The 23709-nt window shown below is 59.8% G+C and carries 29 protein-coding genes; 14 read left to right on the forward strand and 15 right to left on the reverse strand.

Annotation, left to right across the window (positions count from 1 at the left end; all coding sequences use genetic code 11):
- The first annotated feature begins 220 nt into the window (after nucleotides 1–220).
- The gene (locus tag DW49_RS0106045) at nucleotides 221–1138 is read left to right on the forward strand and encodes a ZIP family metal transporter (RefSeq protein ID WP_005616990.1); all 918 of its coding nucleotides are present in this window, start codon (nucleotides 221–223) and stop codon (nucleotides 1136–1138) included.
- Here DW49_RS0106045 and DW49_RS0106050 read toward each other — a convergent pair.
- Together DW49_RS0106050 and DW49_RS0106055 are read right to left on the reverse strand one after the other, a co-directional pair.
- Entirely contained in the window at nucleotides 1135–1653 is a 519-nt protein-coding gene (locus tag DW49_RS0106050; protein WP_005616988.1) for a hypothetical protein, read from the reverse strand. The genes DW49_RS0106045 and DW49_RS0106050 overlap by 4 nt on opposite strands.
- A gap of 98 nt (nucleotides 1654–1751) precedes the next feature.
- On the reverse strand, nucleotides 1752–2297 hold the full coding sequence (locus DW49_RS0106055; protein WP_005616986.1) for an ankyrin repeat domain-containing protein: 546 nt from the start codon (nucleotides 2295–2297) through the stop codon (nucleotides 1752–1754).
- On the opposite strand from DW49_RS0106055, the gene DW49_RS1000000132780 reads away from it, so the two are divergent.
- Nucleotides 2297–2569 (forward strand): hypothetical protein, encoded by a 273-nt coding sequence (locus tag DW49_RS1000000132780; RefSeq protein ID WP_161780189.1) that lies wholly within the window; start codon nucleotides 2297–2299, stop codon nucleotides 2567–2569. The two genes, DW49_RS0106055 and DW49_RS1000000132780, sit on opposite strands and share 1 nt — an antisense overlap.
- Before the next feature lie 92 nt (nucleotides 2570–2661).
- Nucleotides 2662–2940, forward strand: a complete 279-nt coding sequence (locus DW49_RS0106060; RefSeq protein WP_005616984.1) for a DUF3509 domain-containing protein — start codon at nucleotides 2662–2664, stop codon at nucleotides 2938–2940.
- A 150-nt stretch (nucleotides 2941–3090) separates the two neighbouring features.
- On the opposite strand, the gene DW49_RS0106065 is transcribed toward DW49_RS0106060, so the two are convergent.
- The 6 genes from DW49_RS0106065 to aroC all read right to left on the reverse strand — a co-directional run bounded on the left by DW49_RS0106065 (nucleotide 3091) and on the right by aroC (nucleotide 8308).
- Nucleotides 3091–3813, reverse strand: coding sequence for a helix-turn-helix transcriptional regulator (locus DW49_RS0106065; RefSeq protein WP_005616982.1), 723 nt, complete (start codon nucleotides 3811–3813; stop codon nucleotides 3091–3093).
- A gap of 262 nt (nucleotides 3814–4075) precedes the next feature.
- Nucleotides 4076–4759, reverse strand: coding sequence for an acireductone synthase (gene mtnC / locus DW49_RS0106070; RefSeq protein WP_005616980.1), 684 nt, complete (start codon nucleotides 4757–4759; stop codon nucleotides 4076–4078).
- 16 nt (nucleotides 4760–4775) lie between these two features.
- Entirely contained in the window at nucleotides 4776–5321 is a 546-nt protein-coding gene (locus DW49_RS0106075; RefSeq protein ID WP_005616978.1) for a 1,2-dihydroxy-3-keto-5-methylthiopentene dioxygenase, read from the reverse strand.
- An 83-nt stretch (nucleotides 5322–5404) separates the two neighbouring features.
- Nucleotides 5405–6019, reverse strand: a complete 615-nt coding sequence (locus DW49_RS0106080) for a methylthioribulose 1-phosphate dehydratase (protein WP_005616977.1) — start codon at nucleotides 6017–6019, stop codon at nucleotides 5405–5407.
- On the reverse strand, nucleotides 6016–7185 hold the full coding sequence (locus tag DW49_RS0106085; RefSeq protein ID WP_024419625.1) for an MFS transporter: 1170 nt from the start codon (nucleotides 7183–7185) through the stop codon (nucleotides 6016–6018). The genes DW49_RS0106080 and DW49_RS0106085 overlap by 4 nt, the downstream gene beginning before the upstream one ends.
- Nucleotides 7186–7216: 31 nt before the next feature.
- Nucleotides 7217–8308, reverse strand: a complete 1092-nt coding sequence (aroC, locus tag DW49_RS0106090) for a chorismate synthase (protein ID WP_005616974.1) — start codon at nucleotides 8306–8308, stop codon at nucleotides 7217–7219.
- Nucleotides 8309–8449: 141 nt separating this feature from the next.
- On the opposite strand from aroC, the gene DW49_RS0106095 reads away from it, so the two are divergent.
- Both DW49_RS0106095 and DW49_RS0106100 read left to right on the forward strand, forming a co-directional pair.
- On the forward strand, nucleotides 8450–9481 hold the full coding sequence (locus DW49_RS0106095) for an alpha/beta hydrolase (RefSeq protein ID WP_005616972.1): 1032 nt from the start codon (nucleotides 8450–8452) through the stop codon (nucleotides 9479–9481).
- A gap of 96 nt (nucleotides 9482–9577) precedes the next feature.
- Entirely contained in the window at nucleotides 9578–10381 is an 804-nt protein-coding gene (locus DW49_RS0106100; protein WP_003378633.1) for a hypothetical protein, read from the forward strand.
- A 48-nt stretch (nucleotides 10382–10429) separates the two neighbouring features.
- Here DW49_RS0106100 and prmB read toward each other — a convergent pair whose 3' ends face one another.
- Nucleotides 10430–11338: a 50S ribosomal protein L3 N(5)-glutamine methyltransferase gene (gene prmB, locus DW49_RS0106105; protein WP_005616971.1), complete on the reverse strand. Its 909-nt coding sequence runs from the start codon at nucleotides 11336–11338 to the stop codon at nucleotides 10430–10432.
- 261 nt (nucleotides 11339–11599) lie between these two features.
- On the opposite strand from prmB, the gene DW49_RS0106110 reads away from it, so the two are divergent.
- From DW49_RS0106110 to DW49_RS0106120, 3 genes are all read left to right on the forward strand, one after another.
- Nucleotides 11600–12190, forward strand: coding sequence for a cysteine hydrolase family protein (locus DW49_RS0106110; protein ID WP_003378637.1), 591 nt, complete (start codon nucleotides 11600–11602; stop codon nucleotides 12188–12190).
- A 146-nt stretch (nucleotides 12191–12336) separates the two neighbouring features.
- A complete protein-coding gene (locus tag DW49_RS0106115) occupies nucleotides 12337–12654 on the forward strand; it encodes a hypothetical protein (protein ID WP_005616970.1) in 318 nt (105 codons plus the stop codon).
- A 46-nt stretch (nucleotides 12655–12700) separates the two neighbouring features.
- Nucleotides 12701–13258, forward strand: a complete 558-nt coding sequence (locus DW49_RS0106120) for a Smr/MutS family protein (RefSeq protein WP_003378641.1) — start codon at nucleotides 12701–12703, stop codon at nucleotides 13256–13258.
- A 70-nt stretch (nucleotides 13259–13328) separates the two neighbouring features.
- Here DW49_RS0106120 and DW49_RS1000000133045 read toward each other — a convergent pair whose 3' ends face one another.
- On the reverse strand, nucleotides 13329–13514 hold the full coding sequence (locus DW49_RS1000000133045) for a hypothetical protein (RefSeq protein ID WP_081591479.1): 186 nt from the start codon (nucleotides 13512–13514) through the stop codon (nucleotides 13329–13331).
- 236 nt (nucleotides 13515–13750) lie between these two features.
- On the opposite strand from DW49_RS1000000133045, the gene folE reads away from it, so the two are divergent.
- Entirely contained in the window at nucleotides 13751–14296 is a 546-nt protein-coding gene (folE, locus tag DW49_RS0106135) for a GTP cyclohydrolase I FolE (RefSeq protein WP_005616969.1), read from the forward strand.
- A gap of 73 nt (nucleotides 14297–14369) precedes the next feature.
- Nucleotides 14370–14747, forward strand: a complete 378-nt coding sequence (locus DW49_RS0106140; protein ID WP_005616968.1) for a glutathione S-transferase N-terminal domain-containing protein — start codon at nucleotides 14370–14372, stop codon at nucleotides 14745–14747.
- Nucleotides 14748–14768: 21 nt separating this feature from the next.
- On the opposite strand, the gene DW49_RS0106145 is transcribed toward DW49_RS0106140, so the two are convergent.
- Genes DW49_RS0106145 through DW49_RS0106155 form a run of 3 tightly spaced genes read right to left on the reverse strand, consistent with a single transcriptional unit; the run spans nucleotide 14769 to nucleotide 16994 of the window.
- Nucleotides 14769–15155: a lysozyme inhibitor LprI family protein gene (locus DW49_RS0106145; RefSeq protein ID WP_005616967.1), complete on the reverse strand. Its 387-nt coding sequence runs from the start codon at nucleotides 15153–15155 to the stop codon at nucleotides 14769–14771.
- A 30-nt stretch (nucleotides 15156–15185) separates the two neighbouring features.
- Nucleotides 15186–15788, reverse strand: a complete 603-nt coding sequence (locus tag DW49_RS0106150) for a glutathione S-transferase family protein (protein WP_005616966.1) — start codon at nucleotides 15786–15788, stop codon at nucleotides 15186–15188.
- Between the two features lie 39 nt (nucleotides 15789–15827).
- Nucleotides 15828–16994: an aminotransferase-like domain-containing protein gene (locus DW49_RS0106155; RefSeq protein WP_005616965.1), complete on the reverse strand. Its 1167-nt coding sequence runs from the start codon at nucleotides 16992–16994 to the stop codon at nucleotides 15828–15830.
- An 82-nt stretch (nucleotides 16995–17076) separates the two neighbouring features.
- On the opposite strand from DW49_RS0106155, the gene DW49_RS0106160 reads away from it, so the two are divergent.
- Entirely contained in the window at nucleotides 17077–17547 is a 471-nt protein-coding gene (locus DW49_RS0106160) for a MarR family winged helix-turn-helix transcriptional regulator (RefSeq protein ID WP_005616964.1), read from the forward strand.
- A 131-nt stretch (nucleotides 17548–17678) separates the two neighbouring features.
- Complete coding sequence (locus DW49_RS0106165) at nucleotides 17679–18878, forward strand: benzoate/H(+) symporter BenE family transporter (protein WP_005616963.1); 1200 nt, start codon at nucleotides 17679–17681, stop codon at nucleotides 18876–18878.
- Between the two features lie 12 nt (nucleotides 18879–18890).
- Here DW49_RS0106165 and DW49_RS0106170 read toward each other — a convergent pair whose 3' ends face one another.
- A complete protein-coding gene (locus tag DW49_RS0106170; RefSeq protein WP_032616657.1) occupies nucleotides 18891–19835 on the reverse strand; it encodes a S66 peptidase family protein in 945 nt (314 codons plus the stop codon).
- Nucleotides 19836–20056: 221 nt separating this feature from the next.
- Between DW49_RS0106170 and DW49_RS0106175 the strand changes: the two genes are divergently transcribed.
- Complete coding sequence (locus tag DW49_RS0106175) at nucleotides 20057–21064, forward strand: NADP-dependent oxidoreductase (RefSeq protein ID WP_005616961.1); 1008 nt, start codon at nucleotides 20057–20059, stop codon at nucleotides 21062–21064.
- A gap of 207 nt (nucleotides 21065–21271) precedes the next feature.
- Here DW49_RS0106175 and pyrF read toward each other — a convergent pair whose 3' ends face one another.
- Nucleotides 21272–21970: an orotidine-5'-phosphate decarboxylase gene (gene pyrF, locus DW49_RS0106180; RefSeq protein ID WP_024419878.1), complete on the reverse strand. Its 699-nt coding sequence runs from the start codon at nucleotides 21968–21970 to the stop codon at nucleotides 21272–21274.
- Nucleotides 21971–22261: 291 nt separating this feature from the next.
- On the opposite strand from pyrF, the gene eat reads away from it, so the two are divergent.
- A complete protein-coding gene (gene eat / locus DW49_RS0106185; protein ID WP_005616959.1) occupies nucleotides 22262–23626 on the forward strand; it encodes an ethanolamine permease in 1365 nt (454 codons plus the stop codon).
- Nucleotides 23627–23709: the final 83 nt, after the last annotated feature.

Below are 23709 nucleotides of genomic sequence, written 5' to 3' on the forward strand. Positions count from 1 at the left end.
GGCATTGCAGGCTCGTATTGGTGTTGTGTGAGAACTCCAACAATACGGGCCTGTTCTCATAGGGATCAATAGGTTACGTCGAAACGGGAACAGACCCTAGGATAGTTGCGCCGTTCGGGGGTTCCGTTGAACCAACCTTATATTCTCGGGCTCCCAATCGGGGTCGATTTTGCATTCTCACGTGCCATCGCGTTAAACCCTCACACAGGTGAACCCCTTCATGCCAGCACCCGCACACCTCCGAACGACCTGGTCCAGCCATTTTCAGGCCAGCCCGCTGGTGAGCCTGGGCTTCGCGCTCGCCTTGCTGATCGTCGTCGGCCTTGGCGGCGTCAGCCTTTACAATGCGTTCTATGGCGCCAGCCAGGTCAATTTCAATCACGCATTGCTGGGCGGCACCGCTGGCTTTCTGGCCACGGCGCTGGGTGCGGTGCTGGCGGTTGCACTGCGCGAGGTGTCGCAACGCGCACAGGACATCATGCTTGGCTTTGCCGCAGGCATGATGCTGGCTGCAAGCTCGTTTTCGTTGATTTTGCCTGGCCTTGCGGCCGCCCGCGACATTACCGACAGCGGCCCCTGGGCGGCTGCAACCGTGGTGGCCGGGCTTGGGCTGGGCGTATTGTTGATGCTGGGCCTGGACAAATTCACCCCGCATGAGCACGAAAGTGTCGGCCGTCAGGGCCCGCACTCGGAGCGCATCAATCGGGTCTGGTTATTTGTATTGGCGATCACCCTGCACAACCTGCCGGAAGGCATGGCGATTGGCGTGAGCTTTGCCAGCGGTGACATGAATGTCGGCTTGCCGCTGACCACCGCTATCGCCATCCAGGACATCCCCGAAGGCCTGGCCATTGCGCTAGCGCTGCGCTCCACCGGCCTGTCGGCGTTCAAGGCCATGCTGGTGGCAATCGGTTCAGGCCTTATGGAGCCACTGGGCGCGCTGGTGGGGCTGGGGATTTCCAGCGGGTTTGCCATCGCCTACCCGTTGAGCATGGGTCTGGCCGCAGGCGCGATGATCTTCGTGGTGTCCCATGAAGTCATCCCGGAAACCCATCGCAACGGCCATCAGACCTCGGCAACGCTGGGCCTGATGGTCGGTTTCGCCGTCATGATGTTTCTCGACACCGCGCTGGGTTAGCCGCGCAAGGCCTGCAACGCCGGCGTGGCATGGATGCCTGCCGATGCGGCCAGTTCGATGACCCGCGCCTCGTCACGACCGTAGACCAGCACCGCCTGCAATTCATCATCCAGCGGCTGGCTGAAATTCATCAGCACGTAGCCACCCACTTCCTTGTTCATGCTGCTCAACTGAATCTGGATGCGATTGACGGCGACCCGAGGCTCGACCTTGGCCAGTTGCTTGGGCTTGATGTTGAACGTCACTTCCTTGCCGAACGACTGAACGATCTGCTCGAACAGGTCCATGTAGCTGTCAGCCTGAAACAGCACGGTCTCCGGCAGGCTGCCAACCACTACCCACTCGCCCAGCGGAATCGGGAAGCTGTCGTCATAGTTGATGTCCGGGTTGGCAGCCAGAAACGCCTGCGGGTCGGCATAGGCCTGCGCGGCGTCATCAGCGATCTGCACGATTTCGTCTTCGCCCATGCAGCCGGAGCTGATTTTGCTGATTAATTCGACCAGTGAGTCTTTCATGGGGGCGATCCTGCGGCAGGCAAAAAAAGAGGCGCGAAGGATAGCGGTAAATCCCTCGCGCCTCTATGTGTTAATGCCTGATGCATTAATGCCTGACTTCAGGCCCGGGCAGCCTGCACGCCCAGCCTGGTCAATTGCTCGGCCGTCACGGTTGCGCCCATCGCCTGCGCCGCGCCTAACGCGGTAATGCCCTTGGCATCGCGGGCATGCGGGTCCGCACCCTGACCGATCAGGTAGTCGACTATCTCGTTGCGGTTGAACATGGCAGCCATCATCAAGGCCGTGCGACCGTCAGCCGCCGCGCCTTCCACGTCGGCGCCCGCCTCTACCAGCAATTTGACCACCGCCATGTCGCCCTTGAAGGCGGCACCTGCAATCGGGCTCTGGCCATTGTCATTACGGATTTCAGGATCAGCCTTGTGGTTCAGCAGCACGCGTACCGCATCCTGATGGCCGTGGTAGCTGGCCAGCATCAGCAGCGTGTCACCCTTGTGATTACGCAAATCCGCAGGCAAGCCCTTTTCCAGCAGACGCTCCAGCATCACGGCGTTGCCCTGACGAGCGACGTCGAATACCTGTTCGGCGAACTCCGCGGCCTCGTCTTCGGTCATGGTTTTCGACTGGCTGATAGCTGAATCGGTCATTGATCACTCCTTGGCAAAACGGTGCCACGGGAATCCCGATTGTCCCAGTGGCGGTCAATACACTGACCGCAACGCTGGCCAGCTGTTCGATCAACCTCGAGCAATGCCCCCGGATAGCGATTCTCGACAGCCAAGGTCAGGGCGACGCGTTGCCATGCCCGATCGTTATGCCCGATCTCGATCGTGCAAGAAACGGCAAAATGCAGGGTGCACGATGGACGTTCATGCAAAATGCACGAGACCCAAAATCAGAAAATCTTTCAAGTTATTGATTTTAAAGGAATAATTTTAGTGCAAATACTGGCACAGACACTGCAATAGTACTTCCAAGCTTGTTATCCCATGAGCAATGGAGCCGCCAGACATGACCTTTATTCAAGAAAAATTCGCTTCCGTATTCTCCGACTACACCGTGACTACCCACCCACGTCCTGATGGCGGTGTTCTGTTGTCACTGCGTACTCAAGATGGCAAACAGATCCGTCGCTCTGTGTCTTATGCTCAATTGCACACTCCGGTTCAGCTGGAATGGGTCATCAGCGCAATTCGCCGTGACCTGGCTGCACAAGCCAGCGAACTGCCTGCGATCTCGATGCTGCAAAGTCAGCATCGCTTCGATCTGCCGACTTACCACACCCGTTAATTGTTCCGCCGCCCTCACGGGCGGCTTGCTTACGCTGTTGTACGCTCTCTCATCCCTTGTTTGCCGCGATTACATTTTGTTTTCGCGGCTTTTTTTGCGCTTTTTTTGCCAATGCTCGCTTGGCTCGTTCATTAGCCCGTTAACTGACCGCTACCTGATAAGGCCGCGGCACAGGGCTTCGCCTACCGCCTGCGCCCTGTTAGCGACGCCGAGCTTTGAGTAGATGGTCTTGAGGTGATACTTCACCGTCGACTCGGAGACATCGCGAATTATCGATATCTCCCAGGCGGTTTTTCCATCCCTCGCCCACTGCAGTACTTCAAGTTCACGGAGCGTCAGGCCGCGAGAAGAGAACTTCAGCCCGCGCGCCACACTGTGCAACACCGGCATGAGACTGCTGACCAGGTATTTTTGTTCAGCGGAAATCGTCCGCTCCACTTCGCTCAGCGTACAGACCGACGTCACGCTTTCTGTGCCACGGCAATGGCTGGTGTAGCCGTAGGAAATGGCCGGGAGCAATTCGCAGGCATCGACCGCCTCTTCGTAGCAGGCTGACGCCGGGTATTGTTTGAACGCATCCTGCCATTTCAAAAAGCCCAGTTGGTTGCGATAGCAGCGGATGACCGGGTCCTGCGTGATCAATTCATGCTGCCGATACGCCTGCCCCCACGCATCGTCGACATTGGAGGTGATGAACGTCAGCAGCATCGGGCCTTTGAACTGATAGAACATGGCCCGCTCGCTGTCGCATTCTCGCCGCAGCCACTGGAGGGCTTTTTCGATGGCAGTCTGGCCATCGAGCTCAGTAATTGTGCTCACCATCTGCTGTATCAATAGATCCTTGGTTGCGCTTTCTGTCATGGCACTGCACATCGCTGCCGCTCCTTCTGTTCACGTGAATGCGTCCGTGAATCGGTACAGTTGTTGCCCGTGGTTCAGGGGACTCGCAGAAGTTACACGAATAATTACGTTGAAAAACAACGACTAAACCAAAACAGAATCAACGCACTTTCAGGCAGGCAACGTCCCACTCGAAAGCAGGACGCTGCCTACAGAAAATAAAACCCAGGCGTGATGACAGCCAGAATTGAGCACTGCGGCATCAGGACGATACCGCGCAGAACAGGCAGGTTATCTAGAAAGAAGCGGGATCGATGAGCGTAAAACTGTCCACATATCTGTGCCCCGCAAGCACTCCGCCATCACGCGCCAGGCCGCACGTGAGCATGCCGGCAGCTTTAGCGGCGTCGAGTTCTTCGACAATATCCGAGAGAAACAGAATCTCTTCGGCGGCAACGCCTGTGGCGTTTGCGATTGTCTGGTAGGACTGCGCCTCGCGCTTGGGGCCCGACGTGGTGTCGAAATAGCCGCTGAACAGACTGGAAAGATCGCCCGCTTCCGAGCAGCCGAAAATCAGTTGTTGGGCCTGGATCGAACCCGACGAATAAACGAAAAGTCTGTAGCCCTGCTGGTGCCAGTGTTTCAGTGCGTCAACGGCGTCGGGATAGACATGCCCCTTGAGCTGCCCGGCGTTATAACCCTGCTCCCAGACCATGCCCTGCAATGCCTTGAGCGGCGTGGCCTTGCGGTCTTCGGCAATCCATTCAAGCAGAATCGCGATCACCCGCTCGACATCGGCATCCGGCTCGGCGCTCTGCGTGCGCACCGCCTGCAACTGCGCCGCCACCTGAGGCTGCTCGGCATGTTGACGAACAAAATCGGGCAGGTGCGTTCTGGCGAACGGAAACAATACGTCGAACACGAAGCTTACGGCACTGGTAGTGCCTTCGATGTCCGTGAGGATAGCGTTGATGGGCATCAGTGTCGGGCTCCTGTCAGTCTTCCAGCCGCGGGAAACGGCCGGCAATGTCTTCACCGGTAAAGTTTGCGACCCAGCCGTCAGGGTTGTTGAACAGGCGAATAGCGACAAAATGCGGGTTTTCGCCCATGTCGAACCAGTGCCGAGTACCGGCGGGCACGGAAATCAGGTCGTTCTTTTCGCACAGCACGGCATACACGTAATCGTCGATGTGCAGCGTGAACAAACCGCGCCCGGCGACGAAAAAGCGCACTTCGTCTTCGCCGTGGCGGTGTTCTTCAAGAAATTTGGCACGCAGTTCGGTTTTCTGCGGGTGATCGCTGTTGAGGCTGATGACGTCCACGGTGACGTACCCGTGCCGGGTCATCAGCGTGTCGATCTGGGTGCGATAGGCATTGATCACCTCTTCCTGACTGGCGCCGGGGGTGATCGGCGTCGCTGCTTCCCAGCGGTCGAACGCCACGCCGTGTTCGGCCAGCGTCGAGGCGATGTCTTCCAGGTGGGTCAGCACCTTGTTGGGAACATCCGGGCTTGAAACGTGATAAACGGACAGGCTGCTCATGGCATGAATCCTCGGTTTGGGGCAACGCCTTCCGGCTTTTACAGGCCGGTCAGGCTGACAGACGGGTTTTTAATGCGCCACCGTTAACGGTTCATCACCGTGCGCATCTTCAGCTCGCACTCGAACAAAAACTCGAACGCTTCGATCTGGCGCAGTGCGTCGCTCATTCTCGCGCCCCAAGTGTAGAGCCCGTGGCCGCGAATCAGGTAGCCGGCACACTCGGGATGGGCGTCCAGCCAAGGCTGCACGTTTGCGGCAAGGCGGGCAATGTCCTGATCATTATCGAAAATCGGCACGACAACCTGCGATTCGTGGGTCAGTACGCCGTTGAAGGCCTTTTGCAGCTCGTAATCCTCGAACACCAGATGGTCAGAGGCCGTCAGCCTGGACAGCACCGTCGCATTCACCGAGTGGGTGTGAAGCACTGCGCCGACCTGTGGCCGACAGAGGTAAAGCTGGGTGTGCAGCAAGGTTTCCGCAGACGGCTTTTTGCCGGGCTCCAGGCTGTTGCCCGCGAGGTCAGTTGCCAGCACATCATCTGGCCCCAACTGGCCTTTGTGCTTGCCGGACACAGTCAGCAGCGCTTCGCTGGCCGACAGGCGCACGGAGTAGTTGCTGCTGGTGGCAGGCGACCAGCCACGACCATACAGGAAGCGCCCTGCTTCGATGATCTCCTGACTCAGTTGTTCGCGGCTCATACGCCTTCCTCTTTTCTGGATGTGACAATCATGACGGCTGCGGCAAAGGCCGCAAGGCTGGCAATGGCAAATGTCCAGGCCGGCCCCAGCGCATTCCAGCTGTAGCCCGAGTACAAGGCGCCCAATGCACCGCCCACACCGGACAAGGCGGCATACAGCGCCTGCCCCTGACCTTGCTGACGCGGGCCGAAGCTACGTTGCACGAAATGGATGGCAGCGGCGTGAAAGCTGCCGAAGGTGGCGGCGTGCATCACCTGCGCAATCAGCAGCGCAGGCAGGTGCTCGGCGAGCAGGCCGAGCAACAGCCAGCGTAACGCGGCGAGCAGGAAACTGGCGAACAGGACCTGGCGCACGGAAAACCGATGGAGGATGCGGCTCATGGCCATGAACATCAGCACTTCAGCCACCACGCCGACTGCCCACAGCATGCCGATCAGGCCGCGACTGTAGCCGAGCGTCTCCAGGTGCAGGGTCAGAAAGGTGTAATACGGGCCGTGACTGAACACCATCAGCGCAACGCTGACGTAGAACACCCACACACCTGGCCGCATCAGCTGCTTGAAAAAGCCGCCCGCCTGTGCGTCTGCCTGCGGGGTCGAAGTCAGCGGTTGCGCATTGGGCACCCACCAGCTGCTGACTGCGATGCCGGCCATGATCGCCAGCAAGATATAGGGAAACAGGTCCAGGCTGAACCCTTCAAACACCCGCCCCAGCACCACGACCGCCAGGATGAAGCCAATCGAGCCCCATAGCCTGATCTGGCTGTAGCGCGAGGTCTGGCCTTGCAGGTGCGCAAGGGTGATGACTTCAAATTGCGGGAGGATGGCGTGCCAGAAGAATGCATACAGCGCCATGACCATCGCCAGCCAGGCATAGCTTTTATCGATCAGAATCAGCGAAAACGCCAGCAGCGTGCAGAGCGCACCAAAGCGAACAATCAACAACCGCCGCCCGGTGTAGTCACCCAGCCAGCCCCAGATATTGGGCGCGACACAGCGCATCAGCATGGGGATAGCGACAAGTTCGCCGATTCGGGCACTGGCAAAACCCAGGTGATGCAGGTAAAGCGCCATGAAGGGCGCCACCGAGCCGAGCAAGGCGAAATAACACACGTAGAACCCGGACAGCCGCCAGTACGGCAACTGCCCGTCGGGCGTTGACGTCACGCTGGCAGACCGCAACCCGTGACAACGCTCATTACAGCTGCGCCAGCACAGGCGTGGCGACGCTGACATCGGCGTTTTGCCCGCGATGACGCAGCAGGTGATCCAGCAGCACGATGGCCATCATCGCTTCGGCGATTGGCGTGGCACGAATGCCGACACACGGGTCATGCCGCCCTTTGGTGATCACGTCGGCAGCGTTGCCATCGACATCGATCGAACGCCCCGGCGTGGTGATGCTGGAGGTCGGTTTAAGCGCCAGGTGCGCAATGATCGGCTGGCCGGAGGAAATACCGCCGAGAATGCCGCCCGCCTGATTGGACAGAAAGCCCTGCGGGGTCATCTCGTCACGATGCTCGGTGCCGCGCTGCGCTACGCAGTCGAAACCGGCACCGATTTCAACGCCCTTGACCGCATTGATGCTCATCAGCGCGTGGGCCAGTTCGGCGTCCAGGCGATCGAAAATGGGCTCGCCAAGGCCAGGCATGACGCCTTCAGCCACCACGGTGATTTTTGCGCCGACCGAGTCCTGATCGCGACGCAGCTGGTCCATGTAGGCTTCCAGTTCAGGCACCTTGTCCGGGTCGGGGCAGAAAAAAGCATTGTCCTCAACCGAATCCCAGGTCTTGAACGGGATCGGGATCGGGCCGAGCTGGCTCATGTAACCGCGAATCACAATGCCCTGGGTCGCCAGATACTTCTTGGCAATGGCCCCGGCCGCCACGCGCATGGCGGTTTCCCGCGCCGAACTGCGACCGCCACCGCGATAGTCGCGGATGCCGTATTTGTGGTGGTAGGTGTAATCGGCATGGGCCGGCCGAAACAGGTCCTTGATGGCCGAGTAGTCCTTGGACTTCTGGTCGGTGTTGCGGATCAGCAAGCCAATCGAGGCGCCGGTGGTCTTGCCCTCGAAGACGCCCGAGAGGATCTCGACCTCATCGGCTTCCTGACGCTGGGTGGTATGACGGCTGGTGCCCGGCTTGCGCCGGTCCAGATCATGCTGCAGGTCTTGCAGGTCCAGCTCCAGGCCCGGCGGACAGCCGTCGACGATAGCGACCAGCGCCGGGCCGTGGCTTTCGCCGGCGGTGGTGACAGTGAACAGCTTGCCGAAAGTGTTGCCGGACATGCGGGCGCTCCGAAAAATCAGCCAAAAAACCAGATCGTTAAACCAAGCGCGCCAGTATACGCAGGCTCGCAGTTCAGTTCATCCTCGAACCTTCTGTCACCGCGTGCGTCCAAGCGAGACTCTCCCCATGATGGCCTTGCGATGTTACCCGGTAATTCCCTGCTTCGAGTTCCAAACGCGCTGCGCCTGTTGGCCCTGCCGGTCACGCTGATCCCGGTGCTGCTGCTGAGCCTGATCGCCGGCACAGCCAGCGCGGCGGCGCCCAGCGTGGTGCAGCGCCCTATCAGCGTGGATACCGAAAACGGCAAGCTGTACGGCACTCTGCTGCTGCCTCGTTCCGACAAACCCGTGCCGGTGGTGCTGATCATCGCAGGCTCCGGCCCCACCGATCGCAACGGCAACAACCCGGAGGGCGGGCGCAACGACAGCATGAAACGCCTGGCGGTCATCCTGGCCAGCAACAATATTGCCAGCGTGCGCTACGACAAACGCGGCGTGGCAGCCAGCAAGGCGGTCACCCCGGACGAACGTAACCTGAGCGTCGAGCGCTACGTTGCCGACGTTCAGTTGTGGGTCAGAGCCATCAGGGCCAACCCGCGCTTGGGGCAACTGATTCTGCTGGGCCACAGCGAAGGAGCGCTGGTGGCAAGTCTGGCGGCGGAAAAGGCAGAGGCTGCGGCGGTGATTTCCGTCGCAGGCACCGGACGGCCAGTCGCCCAGGTACTGCACGAGCAGTTTCAGGAGCGCCTGCCGCCAGAACTGTTGCAGCGCAGTGACCAGTTACTTGAAGAACTCAAGGCCGGCAAGACCGACGACAAAGTGCCGGCCGAGCTGGAAGTGGTGTTCCGCCCCAGCGTTCAGCCGTACCTGATCTCGCTGTTCCGCCAAGACCCGGCCAAAGCATTCGGTGCGCTGCGCATGCCGGCGTTGATCGTGCAGGGGCGTAACGATATTCAGGTGGGCGTGGGCGATGCCCTGCTGTTGCAAAAAGCCCGACCGGATGCAGAGCTGGCGCTGATCGACGGGATGAACCATGTGTTGCGCATCGTGCCGGACAACCTGCGGCAACAGCTCTTGTCCTACCGCAATCCGACCCAGCCACTGGCCAGCGAAATGACCAGACAGGTACTGCGCTTCATAAAAGCGCTGCCAGACACCGATAAAAAGATCTGAAAGCAGGCGTCGCAAGCCCTTCAGTCTCGGTCACTTTGGCCGATAGCGGTGTGCCAGCCTTGTGTTTCAGCGCAAGACTCAGGAAAGGGCACCCTAATGACTGACGCGAATCTCATGACTGAAACCATTGCAGAACCCACAAGCGCCGAGGCTGAAGCCCCGGCAACGCCGCAGCCGTGGGAAGACGTTCTGCCCGAAAACTTTCAGATGTTGCGTCTGTCGCCACTGCCTACCGACCGCGCCACAGGTGGACGACCCTTGCGCTTCGTGCAGTTCGGCCGTGCCGAGCGCCACAGCAAGGAAACAAGCCTGCTGCGCATCAACGTCCAGTTGCCCGGTCAGCGGGTCCGCAAGGAACAGAACAACCTGGACGTTTGGGCCGACCATGAAAAGCGCACCGTGCGGTTCGGCCCTGAGTCAGGCTTGCAGATCGAGCCGTGGAACCGCGGCATTGGCCGCTTCATGATCGCCCACGCCGTGCATTGGGCGCAGAAGAGATGGTCTTCCTACAAGATCGAAGGCGTGGCGCTGGCGAGCAAGGACGGTCTGAACGAGGACACTCGCCTGCGCCGCGATCATTTTCTGCGCACCCTGGGTTTTGAAGTGGCTTACGCCGACGCGCAGCACATGAAAGGCAGCATCAAGGATGTGCATGTCGGCAACCTGCACAGCACCTGGAACAACGACAAGGTACAGATCATCGAGATTCTCGAAGCATCACAGATGCTGGAAAAAGCCGAGAAAAACATGATTGAGCAGGAAGTGACCATTCGCCAGCACGAAGACCGGGTCAGCAAGTACAAGCGTGAAGACACCGGCCTGCGCTTCACGATTGCCTGTCTGGTGACCTTCGCGGTGTTTCAGGCGGGATTGCTGATCTGGATCGCGACCCACCGCTAGGCTGCCTGCCAAAAACCGGGGCTTTTACAGCCCCGTATCCATCAAACCTCACACCCGCGACTGAAACAGCGCCTGATGGTTGCGGCATTGTTCCTCAGTGAGCATGAACACACCGTGACCGCCGCGTTTGAAGTCCAGCCAGGCGAAATCGACTTCCGGGTACAGCGCCTGCACGTGCACCTGGCTATTACCGACTTCGACGATCAGCAGCCCCTTCTCGTTCAGGTGGTCAGCCGCCTGGGCGAGCATACGACGCACCAGATTCAGACCGTCACTGCCACAGGCCAGCGCCAGTTCCGGCTCGTGCTGATATTCGTCCGGCATGTCGGCAAAGTCTTCGGCATCCACGTACGGCGGGTTGGAGACGATCAGGTCGAAGCGCTGGCCCGGCAGACCGTCAAAGCCATCGCCCTGAACGGTGTAGACTCGATCATCCATGCCGTGGCGCTCGATGTTCAGGCTTGCCACTTCCAGTGCATCGTAGGACAAGTCCGCCAGGGCGACTTCGGCGTCGGGGAATTCATCGGCGCAGGCGATGCCGATACAGCCGGAACCCGTGCACAGGTCCAGGATGCGTGCCGGCTCACTCGCCAACCAAGGTGCGAAACGCTCTTCGATCAACTCGGCAATCGGTGAGCGCGGGATCAGAACGCGGTCGTCGACAATGAACGACATACCACAAAACCAGGCTTCGCCCAGCAGATAGGGGGTGGGCACGCGGTCGTCGATGCGGCGTTTGATCAGGCGTTGCAGTTCGGATATCTCGTCGACTTCCAGGCGGCAGTCGAGGTAGCTGTCGGCGATTTCCCAAGGCAGGTGCAGTGCGCCCAGCACCAGTTGCCGGGCTTCGTCCCACGCATTGTCAGTACCATGACCAAAAAACACGTCTTCCTCGTGAAAGCGGCTGACGGCCCAACGTATATGGTCGCGCACGGTACGCAAACGGGAAGTGATCATGAACAACTCCTTGGAAAGGCGACGAGCTACTGTGAGGCCAGCTACGGTGAAAAGCCTGGTGACGAACAACGCTGGCTGTTCGTACCCGATAAGCGTGGAAGTTTCCACGATTCGCGCAAAGCCATCAAGGCAAACCGCCAGCTATTGAGCCCATCACCTGCCCTGCAGACCATAAAAACCGGGGCCTGTGATGGTAGCCATTCCCAGAACGCCTCAGCCAGAGGACAATGTCGCAAAAGCCCCACACCAAGGAGCCCGTGAATGTCCGATTTGAAGACCATGTTCCAACTCAGCGGCCGGGTGCATGCGCCCGCCAACCTGAGCAACGCGACGCTGATTATCATCGACGCCCAGAAAGAATACCTCAGCGGCCCGCTGGCCCTGACCGGCGTCGACGAAGCCCTGGCCAATATCGGCCAACTGGTCGCCAAGGCACGCGCGGTCAAATGCCCGATTGTTCACGTCCGCCACCTGGGCACCGTGGGCGGCCTGTTCGATCCACAAGGCGAACGCGGGCAACTGGTCCCGGAACTGCTGCCGCAAGGCGACGAACATCTGGTCGAGAAACGCCTGCCCAACGCCTTCAACGGCACAGGCCTGCACGAACTGCTGCAAAGCCTCGGGCATCTGGACCTGGTCGTGTGCGGGTTCATGAGCCATTCGAGCATCAGCACCACGGTTCGCGCGACCAAGGACTACGGTTATCGCTGCACACTGGTCGACGATGCCTGCGCAACCCGCGACCTGCCAAGCCCGCACGGTGTTGTCAGCGCGCAGGTAGTTCACAGAACCGAAATGGCGATCATGGCCGACAACTTCGCCACACTGGCGCTGACCAAGGACCTGATCTGACGCCGCCATCCGAGGGGTTGTGTGGCCGCGCTCACCTAACCGCCCATCCCTTGGTGCCACGGTTTATACCGGGGACGGGAACCACTTTCCTTTCTTCAAGTCAGAGCGCCGACACCCATAGAGCCGACACCTGCTGAGGAAAAGGCATGAAAACATCAGATGGTTTCGATGCACGTCGCCTGCGCCCCAAGGGCCAGGGCAACTGGCCTAAACGCATCGGCATACTGATCGCGATGCTGCTGGCAGTGTCGGGTGCATTACTGACGGTCGCTGGCGTTTCCAGCCTGGTCGGTCATCCACAGATGCTCGGCGAGCTTAACGCGAGCCCCGGCGGCGCTGCGTTTGTTGCCGTCAGCGGATTGCTGGTGTTTTATCTGGGCGTCTGGCTATGGCGTCGTTGCCGCCGTCAGCGCAGCGCCAGCGGCTTGAGCATCTCTGCCCATCTGATGAAAAAACACAACTGACCCGCTCACTTGAGCGGTTAGACTAGCCTCCTTCGCGGAGGCCCTCATGCAAGACGACGATTTTTCCCTGTTCAGAAGCGAGACGCGCGGCGTAAAGCCGCTCAAGCATGAACACGCCGATGTCGGCAAACCCAAAGCTGATAGAAAAATGCTGGCGCGCCTGCGCCAGTCGGCAACCGTGCGTACCGATTCGGTCATCGTTGACGGTCTGTCGGATCAATTCGTGATTGATGTCGGCCCGGAAGATGTCCTGAGCTGGTCGCGTGACGGCGTGCAGGAAGGCCAGATGCGCAAGCTCAAGCTCGGCCAGATCAGCTTCGAGGGCGGCCTGGACCTGCACGGCATGACCGTGGAAGTCGCTCGCGAAACGTTATGGGAGTTTCTCGCCGAAGCCACCCGGCTGGAAATACGCTGCGTGCGTGTCACCCACGGCAAGGCGGTGCGCCTGGATGGTAAACGTCCGATGATCAAGAGCCACGTCAATACCTGGCTGCGTCAGCATCCGCAGGTGTTGGGCTTTTGCTCGTGCCTGGCCAAGCATGGCGGCGCGGGCGCGGTTTATGTGGTGCTCAAACGCACCATGATGGAAGGACGCGACGAGTAAACCCCGGTCTCTTTTTTCAAAGAGCCTGCGCAGAATGGGCAGCGTGCAGCTGCCCGTTCTCGCTATTGAATTAGCGCTCGCCGCCACCCGGACCAAAACCCGGGCCGCCACCGCCACCACCTTGATGATGCCCACCACCACCGCCGCCACCACCGCCTGGGCCGCCCCCACCCGGACCGGGCCAGAACGGCCAGCAGCCCGAAACCGACGACAGTACGATGGCGAACATCGCTATTTTTGCTACTCGACTCAACATCCGGATTCACTCTCTCGACAGGCAATTGATTAATGACCTGCAACTCAGACAGCGCAGCGTCGAGGAAGTGGGTAGCGATCTGGTCGCCAACGTGTAAGCGGCGCGATACAAAGCGCATCCTGCCCGGTTGATTTGCAGCGCTGCCGTGCACCGGCCCCAGTACGTAAGTTACTATGTGCGTCTCGGCGAAGGGCTCACCCTCGCACCTATCGAAACCCACACGGAAACACAGTCCTGTGACACTGGAACAGAATTACACCGCCATACTCGGGCAACTGGGCGAGGACGTCTCGCGTGAAGGTTTGCTGGACACCCCCAAGCGCGCGGCCAAGGCCATGCAATACCTGTGTCGCGGTTATGCGCAGACGCTTGAAGAAGTCACCAACGGTGCGCTGTTCAGTTCCGACGCCAGTGAAATGGTCATGGTCAAGGACATCGAGCTGTATTCGCTGTGCGAGCACCACCTGTTGCCGTTTATTGGCAAGGCCCATGTGGCCTACATTCCGAATGGCAAGGTGCTGGGTCTGTCGAAGGTCGCGCGGATCGTCGATATGTATGCCCGTCGCCTGCAGATTCAGGAAAACCTAAGCCGGCAGATTGCTGAAGCCATTCAGCAGGTTACCGGTGCTCAGGGCGTTGCGGTGGTGATTGAAGCCAAGCACATGTGCATGATGATGCGCGGCGTAGAGAAGCAGAATTCGGCCATGATCACCTCGGTGATGCTCGGCGAATTCCGTGAAAACGCCGCCACGCGCAGCGAATTTCTCAGCCTGATCAAATGACCCTCCAGCCTGCGTTAGCGTGCTCTGAAGCACGCTGAGCGCCCGGCTGGCCTTCGCCCTGCACGCAAGAGGTATGACCGTGTTCATGAAAGCGTTAAGAGTCGGCCTTGGCCAACTCGTTATCGGCATCGACTTTTTGACCCGCCCGAGCAAAAAAAAACGCGACCCCAAGGCTCAGGCCGCTGTTGCTGAAGCGGCTCGGAACCTGACGCTGTATCAATTTCATGCCTGCCCGTTCTGCGTAAAGACCCGCCGCACCCTGCACCGCCTCAACGTTCCTGTCGCGCTGCGCGATGCGAAGAACAATGAGCTTGATCGCCAGACGCTGCTCAACGAAGGCGGCAAGATCAAAGTGCCTTGCCTGCGCATCGAAGAAGGCGGAAAAACGGTCTGGATGTATGAGTCCAACGTGATCATTGATTACCTGGACCAACGCTTCGGCGCGATCTGAACACAGCGTGCCCGCCCCCCTTCAGCGCGGGCAACCTTCATCGCGGCAGGCAACATAGCTTTTCAGTTGCTTGAGCCGCACGCTGGTTTGCTCGGCCAGGCATTGCGATTGCACCAACGGCCAGATTGAGCCCGAATCCTCCGGCGTGCCCGCCTGATACAGACAATCGGCATCACGCAGGGCTATCCACTTCTGCTGCGCGTCTTTGAGCGCCTGCTTTTTTGTCGGCGTCTGAAGCCAGGCCATCTGCGCCTTGTATTGCTTGTTCAGATCGGCATCAAGCGCTGCCAGTTTGTTGGCTGCGCATTTGTTCATGCTCGCCTGATTGGCGTCGCAATCCTCGGCCTGCGCCGAACAGCCGATACCCAGCGCGATGAAGGCCGCCAGAAGAGTGATTGAAATACGCATAAATCTCCTTGGTGCCCGTTTTCAGGTGAATCAATCCAGCATGCCGATATAGCCCGGTTCAGCCTCGACCCGTTTCAGCCAGCGGCGAATGCCCGTGTAGGGCTCCAGGTCAAAACCACCTTGGTGCGCCACATGGGTGTAGGCATACAAGGCAATATCGGCGATGGAGAAATTGTCCCCGACCAGAAACGGCGTGCGATGAAGCTGCTGCTCCATGACCGCCAGCGCCCGATAACCGGACTTCTGCATGGGGCGATATTCGACCATGCGTTCGGCGGGCAAGCCCAGGTAGAACTGGATGAAACGTGCGACTGCCACTGACGGTTCGTGGCTGTATTGCTCGAAGAACTGCCATTGCAGCACTTGGGTGCGCAGGCGTGGCTCGCTTGGCAAGTACCTGGAACCATCGGCGAGAAAATTGAGAATCGCGTTGGACTCCCACAGGCAGGTGCCGTCGTCCAGCTCCAGGACGGGAATCTTGCCGTTGGGGTTTTTTTCCAGAAACGCCGCGGTCTGGGTTTCGCCGTTGAGAATATTGACCGGCACCCACTCGTACTCGCTGCCCAACAGGTTAAGCATCAGCTTGACCTTGTAGCAGTTGCCCGAGTTGTAATCGCCATAAACCTTGTACATCGCCCTGCTCCCTTGATATGCCCGTGCCGCCGAATCGGATCAAGCCGCTTGCAGATTCTGTGCTGTACGGACCACGGACGCCAGTCGTTTTATGCCTTCATCCAGACGCGCCGGGTCGATATGGCTGAAGTTAAGCCGCAGATGGCCGTGATTGGCGTCCGGGTCAGCGAAAAATGGCTCGCCCGGCATGAAGGCCACGTCCTGCGCCAGTGCGGCATCCAGCAGCGTCCGGGTGTCCAGCGGCTGCTTGAGGGTCAGCCAGAAGAACAGCCCGCCTTGTGGGCTGTTCCACACGGCCAGGTCAGAGAAATGCGCCTGCAAGGTGCTTTCAAACGCATCCCGACGATCGCGATAGAACGCGCGCAACGTCACCAGATGCTCACGGTAGTGCTCAGTGCCGATCCACTGCAAAGCCTGCCATTGGCCGAGACGGTTGGTGTGCAGGTCGGCCGACTGCTTCAAGCGCAGCAGGTGTGGAAACAGGTCAGGGCTGGCAATCAGATAACCGACACGCAGGCCGGGCAGCAGCGTTTTGGAGACCGTGCCGGTGTAAATCCAGCTGGCCTTTTTCAGGCCACTGACAATCGGCTTAGCGCTGCCGCCATCGAAGCTCAGTTCACGGTACGGTTCGTCCTCGATGAGCGTCACGCCGAACTCGTCGAGCAACGCTGCAACCGCATCACGGCTGGCCTGGCTGTAGCGCACTGCCGAGGGGTTCTGAAACGTCGGAATCAGGTAGGCGAAAGCCGGTGTGTGCTGTTCCAGACGCTGGCGCATGGCAAGCAAGTCCGGGCCTTCCGCCTGCAAGGGCACGGTGATGCAATCGGCTCCGAACAGCTGAAATATCTGCAGTGCGGCCAGATAGGTCGGCGCCTCGAGCAGAACCTCGGTGCCTTTGTCGATGTACAGCTTCGCGGCCAGGTCCAGCGTCTGCTGAGACCCGCTGACCACCATAACCTGACTGGCCTCACACGCAATGCCCAAGGCCCGAGCATCTGACGCCAGGGCTTCGCGCAGCGCCGGTTCACCTTCGCTCATGCCGTACTGGCCCAGTGAAACAGGCATGTCCGCCCATTCGACCTTGGGCAACATGGACTCGGCAGGCAGACCACCGGCAAACGACATCACCTGCGGGCGCTGAGCGGCGGCGAGGATCTCGCGAATCAGAGAACTTTTAAGACGGGAAACGCGTTCGGAGAAAGCCATGGCACTTACCTATAGCCGGGACAAAGGAAAATAAGTCAAACTTGTTGACTCAAATTACGACGCCCAACCCGGATACGTCAACATGCTTGACTTAAAAAAACCTGCCAATCAACAAATGGCCATGGAAGCATTTTTTTTCGGCTATCAGGCATTCACCGCCAAGGCCGATGAAATGCTGGCCAAACGTGGCTTCAGTCGTGTGCATCAGCGCATCGTGTTTTTCATCGCCCGCTACCCCGACCTGAGCGTCAAGGAGCTGCTCACGGTGCTGGGCGTCAGCAAGCAGGCGCTCAATGCGCCGCTGCGTCAGTTGATCGCCATGGACCTGGTGCACAGCGCTGCGCCCGAGACCGACAAGCGCAAGCGTTTGCTGGGGTTGACGGCCGAAGGCACCCGCTTTGAACAGGCGTTGCGGCGTGAACAGGTCAAGCTGTTGCAACGCGTGTTCTCTCAAGCGGGTCAGGAAGCGGTGGATGGCTGGATGACGGTCAACCTGGCACTCGGCCAGACGCTACAGTCCGGTGCCTGCCCGGTCGGCTCCGACGTCGAGTAGCAGAAAATCGGCAGCACCGAAGCTTCTGCAACTGTGCTGGCGTTTACGCGTATCGCTGTATCGTAAAGCTGCGCATCCACCCGATTAGGCTTGGCGTCCTTTGCTACCTGCCCGCTCCAAGGAACGCCTGCATGAACGAAATCCTCAAGGTGCCGCTGCGCCCGCTACGGCCATTGGCAGACACGTCGCCATCTGCGGTCGTGGCCGGTTTCATTGCCATGATGACCGGTTGCACCAGCTCGCTGGTGCTGATGTTTCAGGCCGGACAGGCTGCGGGCCTGAGCAACGTGCAGATTTCCTCCTGGCTGTGGGCCTTGTTCATGGGCATGGCGGTGTGCAGCATCTGCCTTTCGTTGCGCTACCGCACGCCGATCACCGTGGCGTGGTCGACGCCAGGCGCGGCGCTGTTGATCACCAGCCTGGGCGGTGTGACGTACCCGCAGGCAATTGGCGCGTTCATGACCAGCGCGATTCTGGTCGTTCTCTGCGGCGTGACCGGCAGTTTCGAGCGCATGGTCCGGCGCTTGCCGGCCTCGCTGGCTGCAGCCTTGCTGGCGGGCATTCTGTTCAGGATCGGCAGCGAGATTTTCATCGCCGCACAGCATCGCACCGGCCTGGTGATGGGCATGTTTATCACCTACCTGCTGGTCAAGCGCTTTTCACCACGCTACTCGGTGCTGCTCGCACTGCTGGTCGGCATCGTGATATCCGCCATGCTGGGCTTGCTGAACTTCAGCGGCCTGGCGCTGCAAGTGGCGATGCCGGTCTGGACCACCCCCGAGTTTTCATGGGCGGCGACCGTCAGCATCAGCATTCCGTTGTTCGTGGTGGCCATGACCTCACAGAACATGCCCGGCGTGGCGGTACTGCGTGCTGACGGATACTCCCCGCCCACCTCGCCGCTGATTTCAGTGACGGGCATCGCGTCGCTGGTGACAGCACCGTTCGGTTGCCACGGGATCAATCTGGCGGCCATCAGCGCCGCCATCTGCACCGGCCCGCAGGCTCACGAAGACAAGGAAAAGCGCTACACAGCGGCGATCTGGTGCGGAATTTTCTATGCGATTGCCGGGATTTTCGGCGCGACGCTGGCAGGCCTGTTCAGCGCGTTCCCCAAGGAACTGATGCTCTCGATTGCCGCGCTGGCGCTGCTCGGCTCGATCACCAATGGCCTGACCGTGGCCATGGCCGAGCCTCGGCAGCGCGAGCCCGCCCTGATTACCTTTATGGTGACCGCGTCCGGGTTGACGCTGTTTTCCATCGGCTCGGCGTTCTGGGGCATTGTGGCCGGCTTGCTGACCCTGCTGATTCTGAATACGCGCAAGGCTTGACCAAGCCATGTATCAGCTACGCGCAGCGGCGGATACCAGCAGCGTGCCGGCATCGGCATCAAGAATCGCCTGCGTGCCCAGTGGCACAGCCTGATTGAGATCGCCATGACCGACCGGCAGCCCGCCAAGCACCGGAATGCCCAGCCCGCCGAGCCGCTCCATCAACACATGGGCGGGGCTGATGGTGCCGCCGGTGTTGGCTGCGGGGGTGAACTCGCCCACCGCGACACCGGCCAGTTGCTTGAGGATGCCGCAGTTGCCCAGATGAGTCAGCATGCGGTCAACCCGATACGCAGGCTCGTTGACCTCTTCTATCAGCAGGATCGCCCCGCTCATGTCCGGCATGAACGGCGTGCCGACAGAGGTGTCGAGAATGCACAGGTTACCGCCCAGCAGCAGGCCCTGAGCACTGCCGCCGGTCCTGACCCTGGCCGTCGGTGACGCCGGATCGGCCTTGAGCAATACCGGCTCGCTGCTCATCAGCACATGGCGCATGCCACTGACGAACAGCCCACCACGCTCCAACTGGGCAGCGACAGGCCCGTGAATGCTCGCCAGGCGCGCATGGTTCCACAGCGCACCGTGCAAAGCGGTGATGTCGGAAAAACCGGTCACCAGTTTGGGGTCGCTCCGCACTGCGTCCATATCAACCTGCTGAACAATCCGCTGGATGCCGTAACCCCCGCGGTTGCAGATGACCGCACGGATTTCCGGATCGGCCAGCGCGGCATTGAGGTCGGCAAGCCGCTCTTCGTCGGTGCCCGAATAAAACGAGTACTTGCCCAGTGCATGCGGATAGACACGCGGTCGCAATCCCCACCCCTTGAGCACTTCGACCGCAGCCTCAAGCTTCGCCGGGTCCACCGGGCCTGCCGGGGAGACCAGCGCCACAGCATCGCCAGCTCGCAGAACTTGAGGGTGACGGGTGTTTGGAAAGGTCGAGATCATTACGGTCATCCGGGCATTCATCAAGCAGGCAATGTAGATCAGCAGGTCGGGGGACTCAAGCCGCAGTGGCAGTCGGCATGTGTCATCTGTAGATCAATATGAACGTCATAGCCGCTGAGGACTCCTATCAATCACATGGATCAAACGGCATTCGCTGGATAATCCGTTCTTGCCTGAACACTGCTCAGAGGCTTGAATCCACCCATAAACCACTGTTACGAGGCCCCGCCATGACTGATTTATCCAACCGCCAGTTCCTGCTCGCCAAGCGTCCTTCGGGCGCTGTACGCCGTGATGACTTCACCTATCAGGAAGTCCCTGTTACCTCATTGGCAGACGGGCAGATTCTGGTCAGAAACAAATTCCTGTCGCTTGATCCGGCAATGCGGGGCTGGATGAATGACGGCAAGTCCTATATTCCGGCTGTGCAACTGGGCGACGTGATGCGAGCGCTGGGTGTGGGCGAAGTGCTTGAATCGAAGAACCCGAAATTTGTCGCAGGCGATCACGTCCAGGGTGCGCTTGGCACTCAGGATTACTTTGCAGGCGAGCCGAAGGGTTTCTATAAGGTCGATACCAGCCTTGCACCGTTGCCGCTGTACCTGTCAGCACTGGGCATGACCGGCATGACCGCCTACCTGGCGCTGCTGGATGTCGGTCAGCCGAAAAGCGGCGACACCGTATTGATTTCCGGCGCAGCAGGCGCGGTCGGCAGCATTGCCGGGCAGATTGCCAAGCTCAAGGGCTGCCGAGTGGTCGGCATTGCGGGCGGCAAGGACAAATGCAGCCTGCTGACCACCGAGTTGGGGTTCGATGCGGCCATCGATTACAAGTCCGAAGACGTCATGGACGCCATCAAGCGTCATTGCCCGGACGGCGTGAACGTGTACTTCGATAACGTCGGCGGCGACATTCTGGACGCAGCGCTCAGCCAGTTGGCGGTCGGTGCGCGTGTGGTGATCTGCGGAGCCATCAGCCAGTACAACAACACCACAGCCATCAAAGGCCCGGCCAATTACATGTCACTGCTGGTCAACCGCGCACGTATGGAAGGCTTCATCGTGCTGGACCACGCCGACCGCTTTGCCGAAGCCGGTCAGGTCATGGCTGGCTGGATCAAGGAAGGCAAGCTCAAGAGCAAGGAGCACATCGTGGAAGGCCTGGAGACGTTCCCGGAGACCTTCCAGATGCTGTTCAACGGTGAAAACCAGGGCAAGCTGATATTAAAAGTGGAGTAAAGCAGGCGTTCGGTGCTCGCTCCAGTGAGAGTGATCGGAGCCTTCGGCCAGAATCAAAAGCGGACGCTCAGACCAACGACGAAGGGCGAGGCTTTGTAGGAGCGGACCGGCCGACGCTTCGCTCGTTCGCTATATCTCGGTTTTGTAGGAGCGTAACGTGTACGGGCGCGCGATACCGACACGATAATGAACTCAGCGTGCTTTTGATCAGGCCAGTTCGGCAACCACTGCGGCCAATGCCTTGGCCGGGGCCGCTGCCTGGCTGATCGGGCGGCCGATCACGAGGTAGTCGGAACCCGCGTCCAGTGCCTGGCGCGGGGTCAGGATGCGACGTTGATCATCCTGTGCGCTGCCCGCCGGGCGAATGCCCGGGGTGACCAGTTGCAGTGACGGGTGAGCGGCTTTCAGGGCCCGGGCTTCCTGCGCCGAACAGACCAGGCCATCCATACCGGCTTTTTCAGCCAGCGCTGCCAGGCGCAGCACCTGTACTTGCGGATCGATATCCAGGCCGATACCGGCAAGGTCTTCACGCTCCATACTGGTGAGTACGGTCACGCCGATCAGCAAAGGCTGAGGGCCGGTGCGCTGCTCCAGCACTTCCCGGCACGCTGCCATCATGCGCAGCCCGCCCGAGCAATGCACATTGACCATCCACACGCCCATCTCGGCAGCGGCCTTGACCGCCATCGCCGTGGTGTTCGGAATGTCGTGGAATTTGAGATCCAGAAACACATCGAAGCCCTTGCCGCGCAGGGCCTCGACGATGTCCGACGCACAGCTGGTGAACAGTTCCTTGCCAACCTTGACCCGGCACAGCTTGGGGTCGAGCTGATCAGCCAGGCGCATGGCGGCTTCGCGGGTCGGGAAATCCAGGGCGACGATGACAGGAGTCTGGCAGGCGGACATGAGCGTGGTCTCAGGTAAGTCGAAATCGGCGCGCATTGTAGCTGAACCAGCCCACAGGCGGGACCCATAGATCGACATTTGGCTGATAGGCGTCGTAAAAGGTCACGAATCGCTGCACCCGCGCAGTACACCGCCGAGCCAGCCTGCACCAAACCTGCACAACGCCATGACCTGATTCACCTCAGCGTTCTGTAAACGACCTGTTTTGAGGCAACACGACGGTGATCCGTGCACTGGCACGGCGTCTGCAACAGGATGTTTCATCGATTATCGAATCTCAGGGAGATAACAATGAGCACGCAACTCAAGCCGACGCTAGGCACAATACATCTATGGGGGATAGCCGTCGGGCTGGTGATCTCTGGCGAATACTTCGGCTGGAGTTACGGCTGGGGCGCAGCCAGTACTATGGGCTTTTTGGTAACGGCCCTGATGGTTGCGACCATGTACACCTGTTTCATTTTCAGTTTTACCGAACTGACCACCGCCATTCCCCACGCGGGCGGGCCGTTTGCCTACAGCCGCCGCGCCTTCGGAGAAAAAGGCGGGTTGATCGCCGGCATGGCGACCCTGATCGAATTCGTCTTTGCGCCGCCGGCCATCGCCATGGCCATTGGTGCCTATCTCAACGTTCAGTACCCGGGCCTTGACCCCAAACACGCTGCGGTCGGTGCTTATATCGTGTTCATGGCGCTCAATATCGTGGGCGTGAAACTGGCTGCAACCTTTGAACTGGTGGTGTGCATCCTCGCAGTCGCCGAGTTGCTGGTGTTCATGGGCGTGGTCGCGCCAGCCTTCAGCTTCAGCAATTTTGCCCTCAATGGCTGGGCGGGCTCGCAGACTTTCGGGCCGCAAGCTATCGCTGGCATGTTCGCCGCCATCCCGTTTGCCATCTGGTTTTTCCTGGCCATCGAAGGCGCGGCAATGGCTGCCGAAGAAGCCAAGGACCCGAAACGTACCATCCCCAAAGCCTACATCAGCGGCATTCTGACTTTGGTGTTTCTGGCCATCGGCGTCATGCTGTTTGCCGGCGGCGTCGGTGACTGGCGCACCCTGGCCAATATCAACGACCCGCTGCCACAGGCCATGAAGGCGGTGGTCGGTGACAACTCCGGCTGGCTGCACATGCTGGTGTGGATTGGCCTGTTCGGCCTGGTGGCCAGCTTCCACGGCATCATCATGGGTTACTCGCGGCAGTTCTTCGCCCTGGCCCGCGCCGGTTATCTGCCTTCGTCACTTGCCAAACTGTCACGCTTTCAGACCCCGCACCGGGCAATCATCGCGGGTGGCCTTATCGGTATCGCCGCCATTTACAGTGACGGCCTGATCAATCTGAGCGGCATGACGCTGACCGCTGCGATGATCACCATGGCGGTGTTCGGGGCCATCGTCATGTACATCATGAGCATGCTCAGCCTGTTCAAACTGCGCAAGACCGAACCGAATCTGGAGCGCAGCTTCCGTGCGCCTGGCTACCCTGTGGTGCCTGGCATTGCGCTGGCGCTGGCAGTCGTGTGCCTGATGGCAATGGCCTGGTTCAACATGCTGATCGGCCTGATTTTTCTGGGCCTGATGGCCATCGGGTTCATCTATTTCAGTCTGACGGCCAAATCGCGCGCCGATGCACCGGCCGATTCGATGCTGACCGGCCAGTAACGTAAACACAGTTGCGTGCAAACAGGTTTGCACGCAATTGATTGCGGGCGCTTACACTTGAACCATTGAGCAATCCCGTTGCT

This window comes from Pseudomonas avellanae BPIC 631, from assembly GCF_000444135.1.
In the GTDB taxonomy this organism is placed as follows: Bacteria; Pseudomonadota; Gammaproteobacteria; order Pseudomonadales; family Pseudomonadaceae; genus Aquipseudomonas; species Aquipseudomonas avellanae.

Coding starts and splice junctions, on each gene's coding strand:
- DW49_RS0106045 (WP_005616990.1), top strand. CDS start 221: ATGCCAGCACCCGCACACCTCCGAACGACCTGGTCCAGCCATTTTCAG.
- DW49_RS0106050 (WP_005616988.1), bottom strand. CDS start 1,653: ATGAAAGACTCACTGGTCGAATTAATCAGCAAAATCAGCTCCGGCTGC.
- DW49_RS0106055 (WP_005616986.1), bottom strand. CDS start 2,297: ATGACCGATTCAGCTATCAGCCAGTCGAAAACCATGACCGAAGACGAG.
- DW49_RS0106060 (WP_005616984.1), top strand. CDS start 2,662: ATGACCTTTATTCAAGAAAAATTCGCTTCCGTATTCTCCGACTACACC.
- DW49_RS0106065 (WP_005616982.1), bottom strand. CDS start 3,813: ATGTGCAGTGCCATGACAGAAAGCGCAACCAAGGATCTATTGATACAG.
- mtnC (WP_005616980.1), bottom strand. CDS start 4,759: ATGCCCATCAACGCTATCCTCACGGACATCGAAGGCACTACCAGTGCC.
- DW49_RS0106075 (WP_005616978.1), bottom strand. CDS start 5,321: ATGAGCAGCCTGTCCGTTTATCACGTTTCAAGCCCGGATGTTCCCAAC.
- DW49_RS0106080 (WP_005616977.1), bottom strand. CDS start 6,019: ATGAGCCGCGAACAACTGAGTCAGGAGATCATCGAAGCAGGGCGCTTC.
- aroC (WP_005616974.1), bottom strand. CDS start 8,308: ATGTCCGGCAACACTTTCGGCAAGCTGTTCACTGTCACCACCGCCGGC.
- DW49_RS0106095 (WP_005616972.1), top strand. CDS start 8,450: ATGTTACCCGGTAATTCCCTGCTTCGAGTTCCAAACGCGCTGCGCCTG.
- DW49_RS0106100 (WP_003378633.1), top strand. CDS start 9,578: ATGACTGACGCGAATCTCATGACTGAAACCATTGCAGAACCCACAAGC.
- prmB (WP_005616971.1), bottom strand. CDS start 11,338: ATGATCACTTCCCGTTTGCGTACCGTGCGCGACCATATACGTTGGGCC.
- DW49_RS0106110 (WP_003378637.1), top strand. CDS start 11,600: ATGTCCGATTTGAAGACCATGTTCCAACTCAGCGGCCGGGTGCATGCG.
- DW49_RS0106115 (WP_005616970.1), top strand. CDS start 12,337: ATGAAAACATCAGATGGTTTCGATGCACGTCGCCTGCGCCCCAAGGGC.
- DW49_RS0106120 (WP_003378641.1), top strand. CDS start 12,701: ATGCAAGACGACGATTTTTCCCTGTTCAGAAGCGAGACGCGCGGCGTA.
- DW49_RS1000000133045 (WP_081591479.1), bottom strand. CDS start 13,514: ATGTTGAGTCGAGTAGCAAAAATAGCGATGTTCGCCATCGTACTGTCG.
- DW49_RS0106140 (WP_005616968.1), top strand. CDS start 14,370: ATGACCGTGTTCATGAAAGCGTTAAGAGTCGGCCTTGGCCAACTCGTT.
- DW49_RS0106145 (WP_005616967.1), bottom strand. CDS start 15,155: ATGCGTATTTCAATCACTCTTCTGGCGGCCTTCATCGCGCTGGGTATC.
- DW49_RS0106150 (WP_005616966.1), bottom strand. CDS start 15,788: ATGTACAAGGTTTATGGCGATTACAACTCGGGCAACTGCTACAAGGTC.
- DW49_RS0106155 (WP_005616965.1), bottom strand. CDS start 16,994: ATGGCTTTCTCCGAACGCGTTTCCCGTCTTAAAAGTTCTCTGATTCGC.
- DW49_RS0106160 (WP_005616964.1), top strand. CDS start 17,077: ATGCTTGACTTAAAAAAACCTGCCAATCAACAAATGGCCATGGAAGCA.
- DW49_RS0106165 (WP_005616963.1), top strand. CDS start 17,679: ATGAACGAAATCCTCAAGGTGCCGCTGCGCCCGCTACGGCCATTGGCA.
- DW49_RS0106170 (WP_032616657.1), bottom strand. CDS start 19,835: ATGACCGTAATGATCTCGACCTTTCCAAACACCCGTCACCCTCAAGTT.
- DW49_RS0106175 (WP_005616961.1), top strand. CDS start 20,057: ATGACTGATTTATCCAACCGCCAGTTCCTGCTCGCCAAGCGTCCTTCG.
- pyrF (WP_024419878.1), bottom strand. CDS start 21,970: ATGTCCGCCTGCCAGACTCCTGTCATCGTCGCCCTGGATTTCCCGACC.
- eat (WP_005616959.1), top strand. CDS start 22,262: ATGAGCACGCAACTCAAGCCGACGCTAGGCACAATACATCTATGGGGG.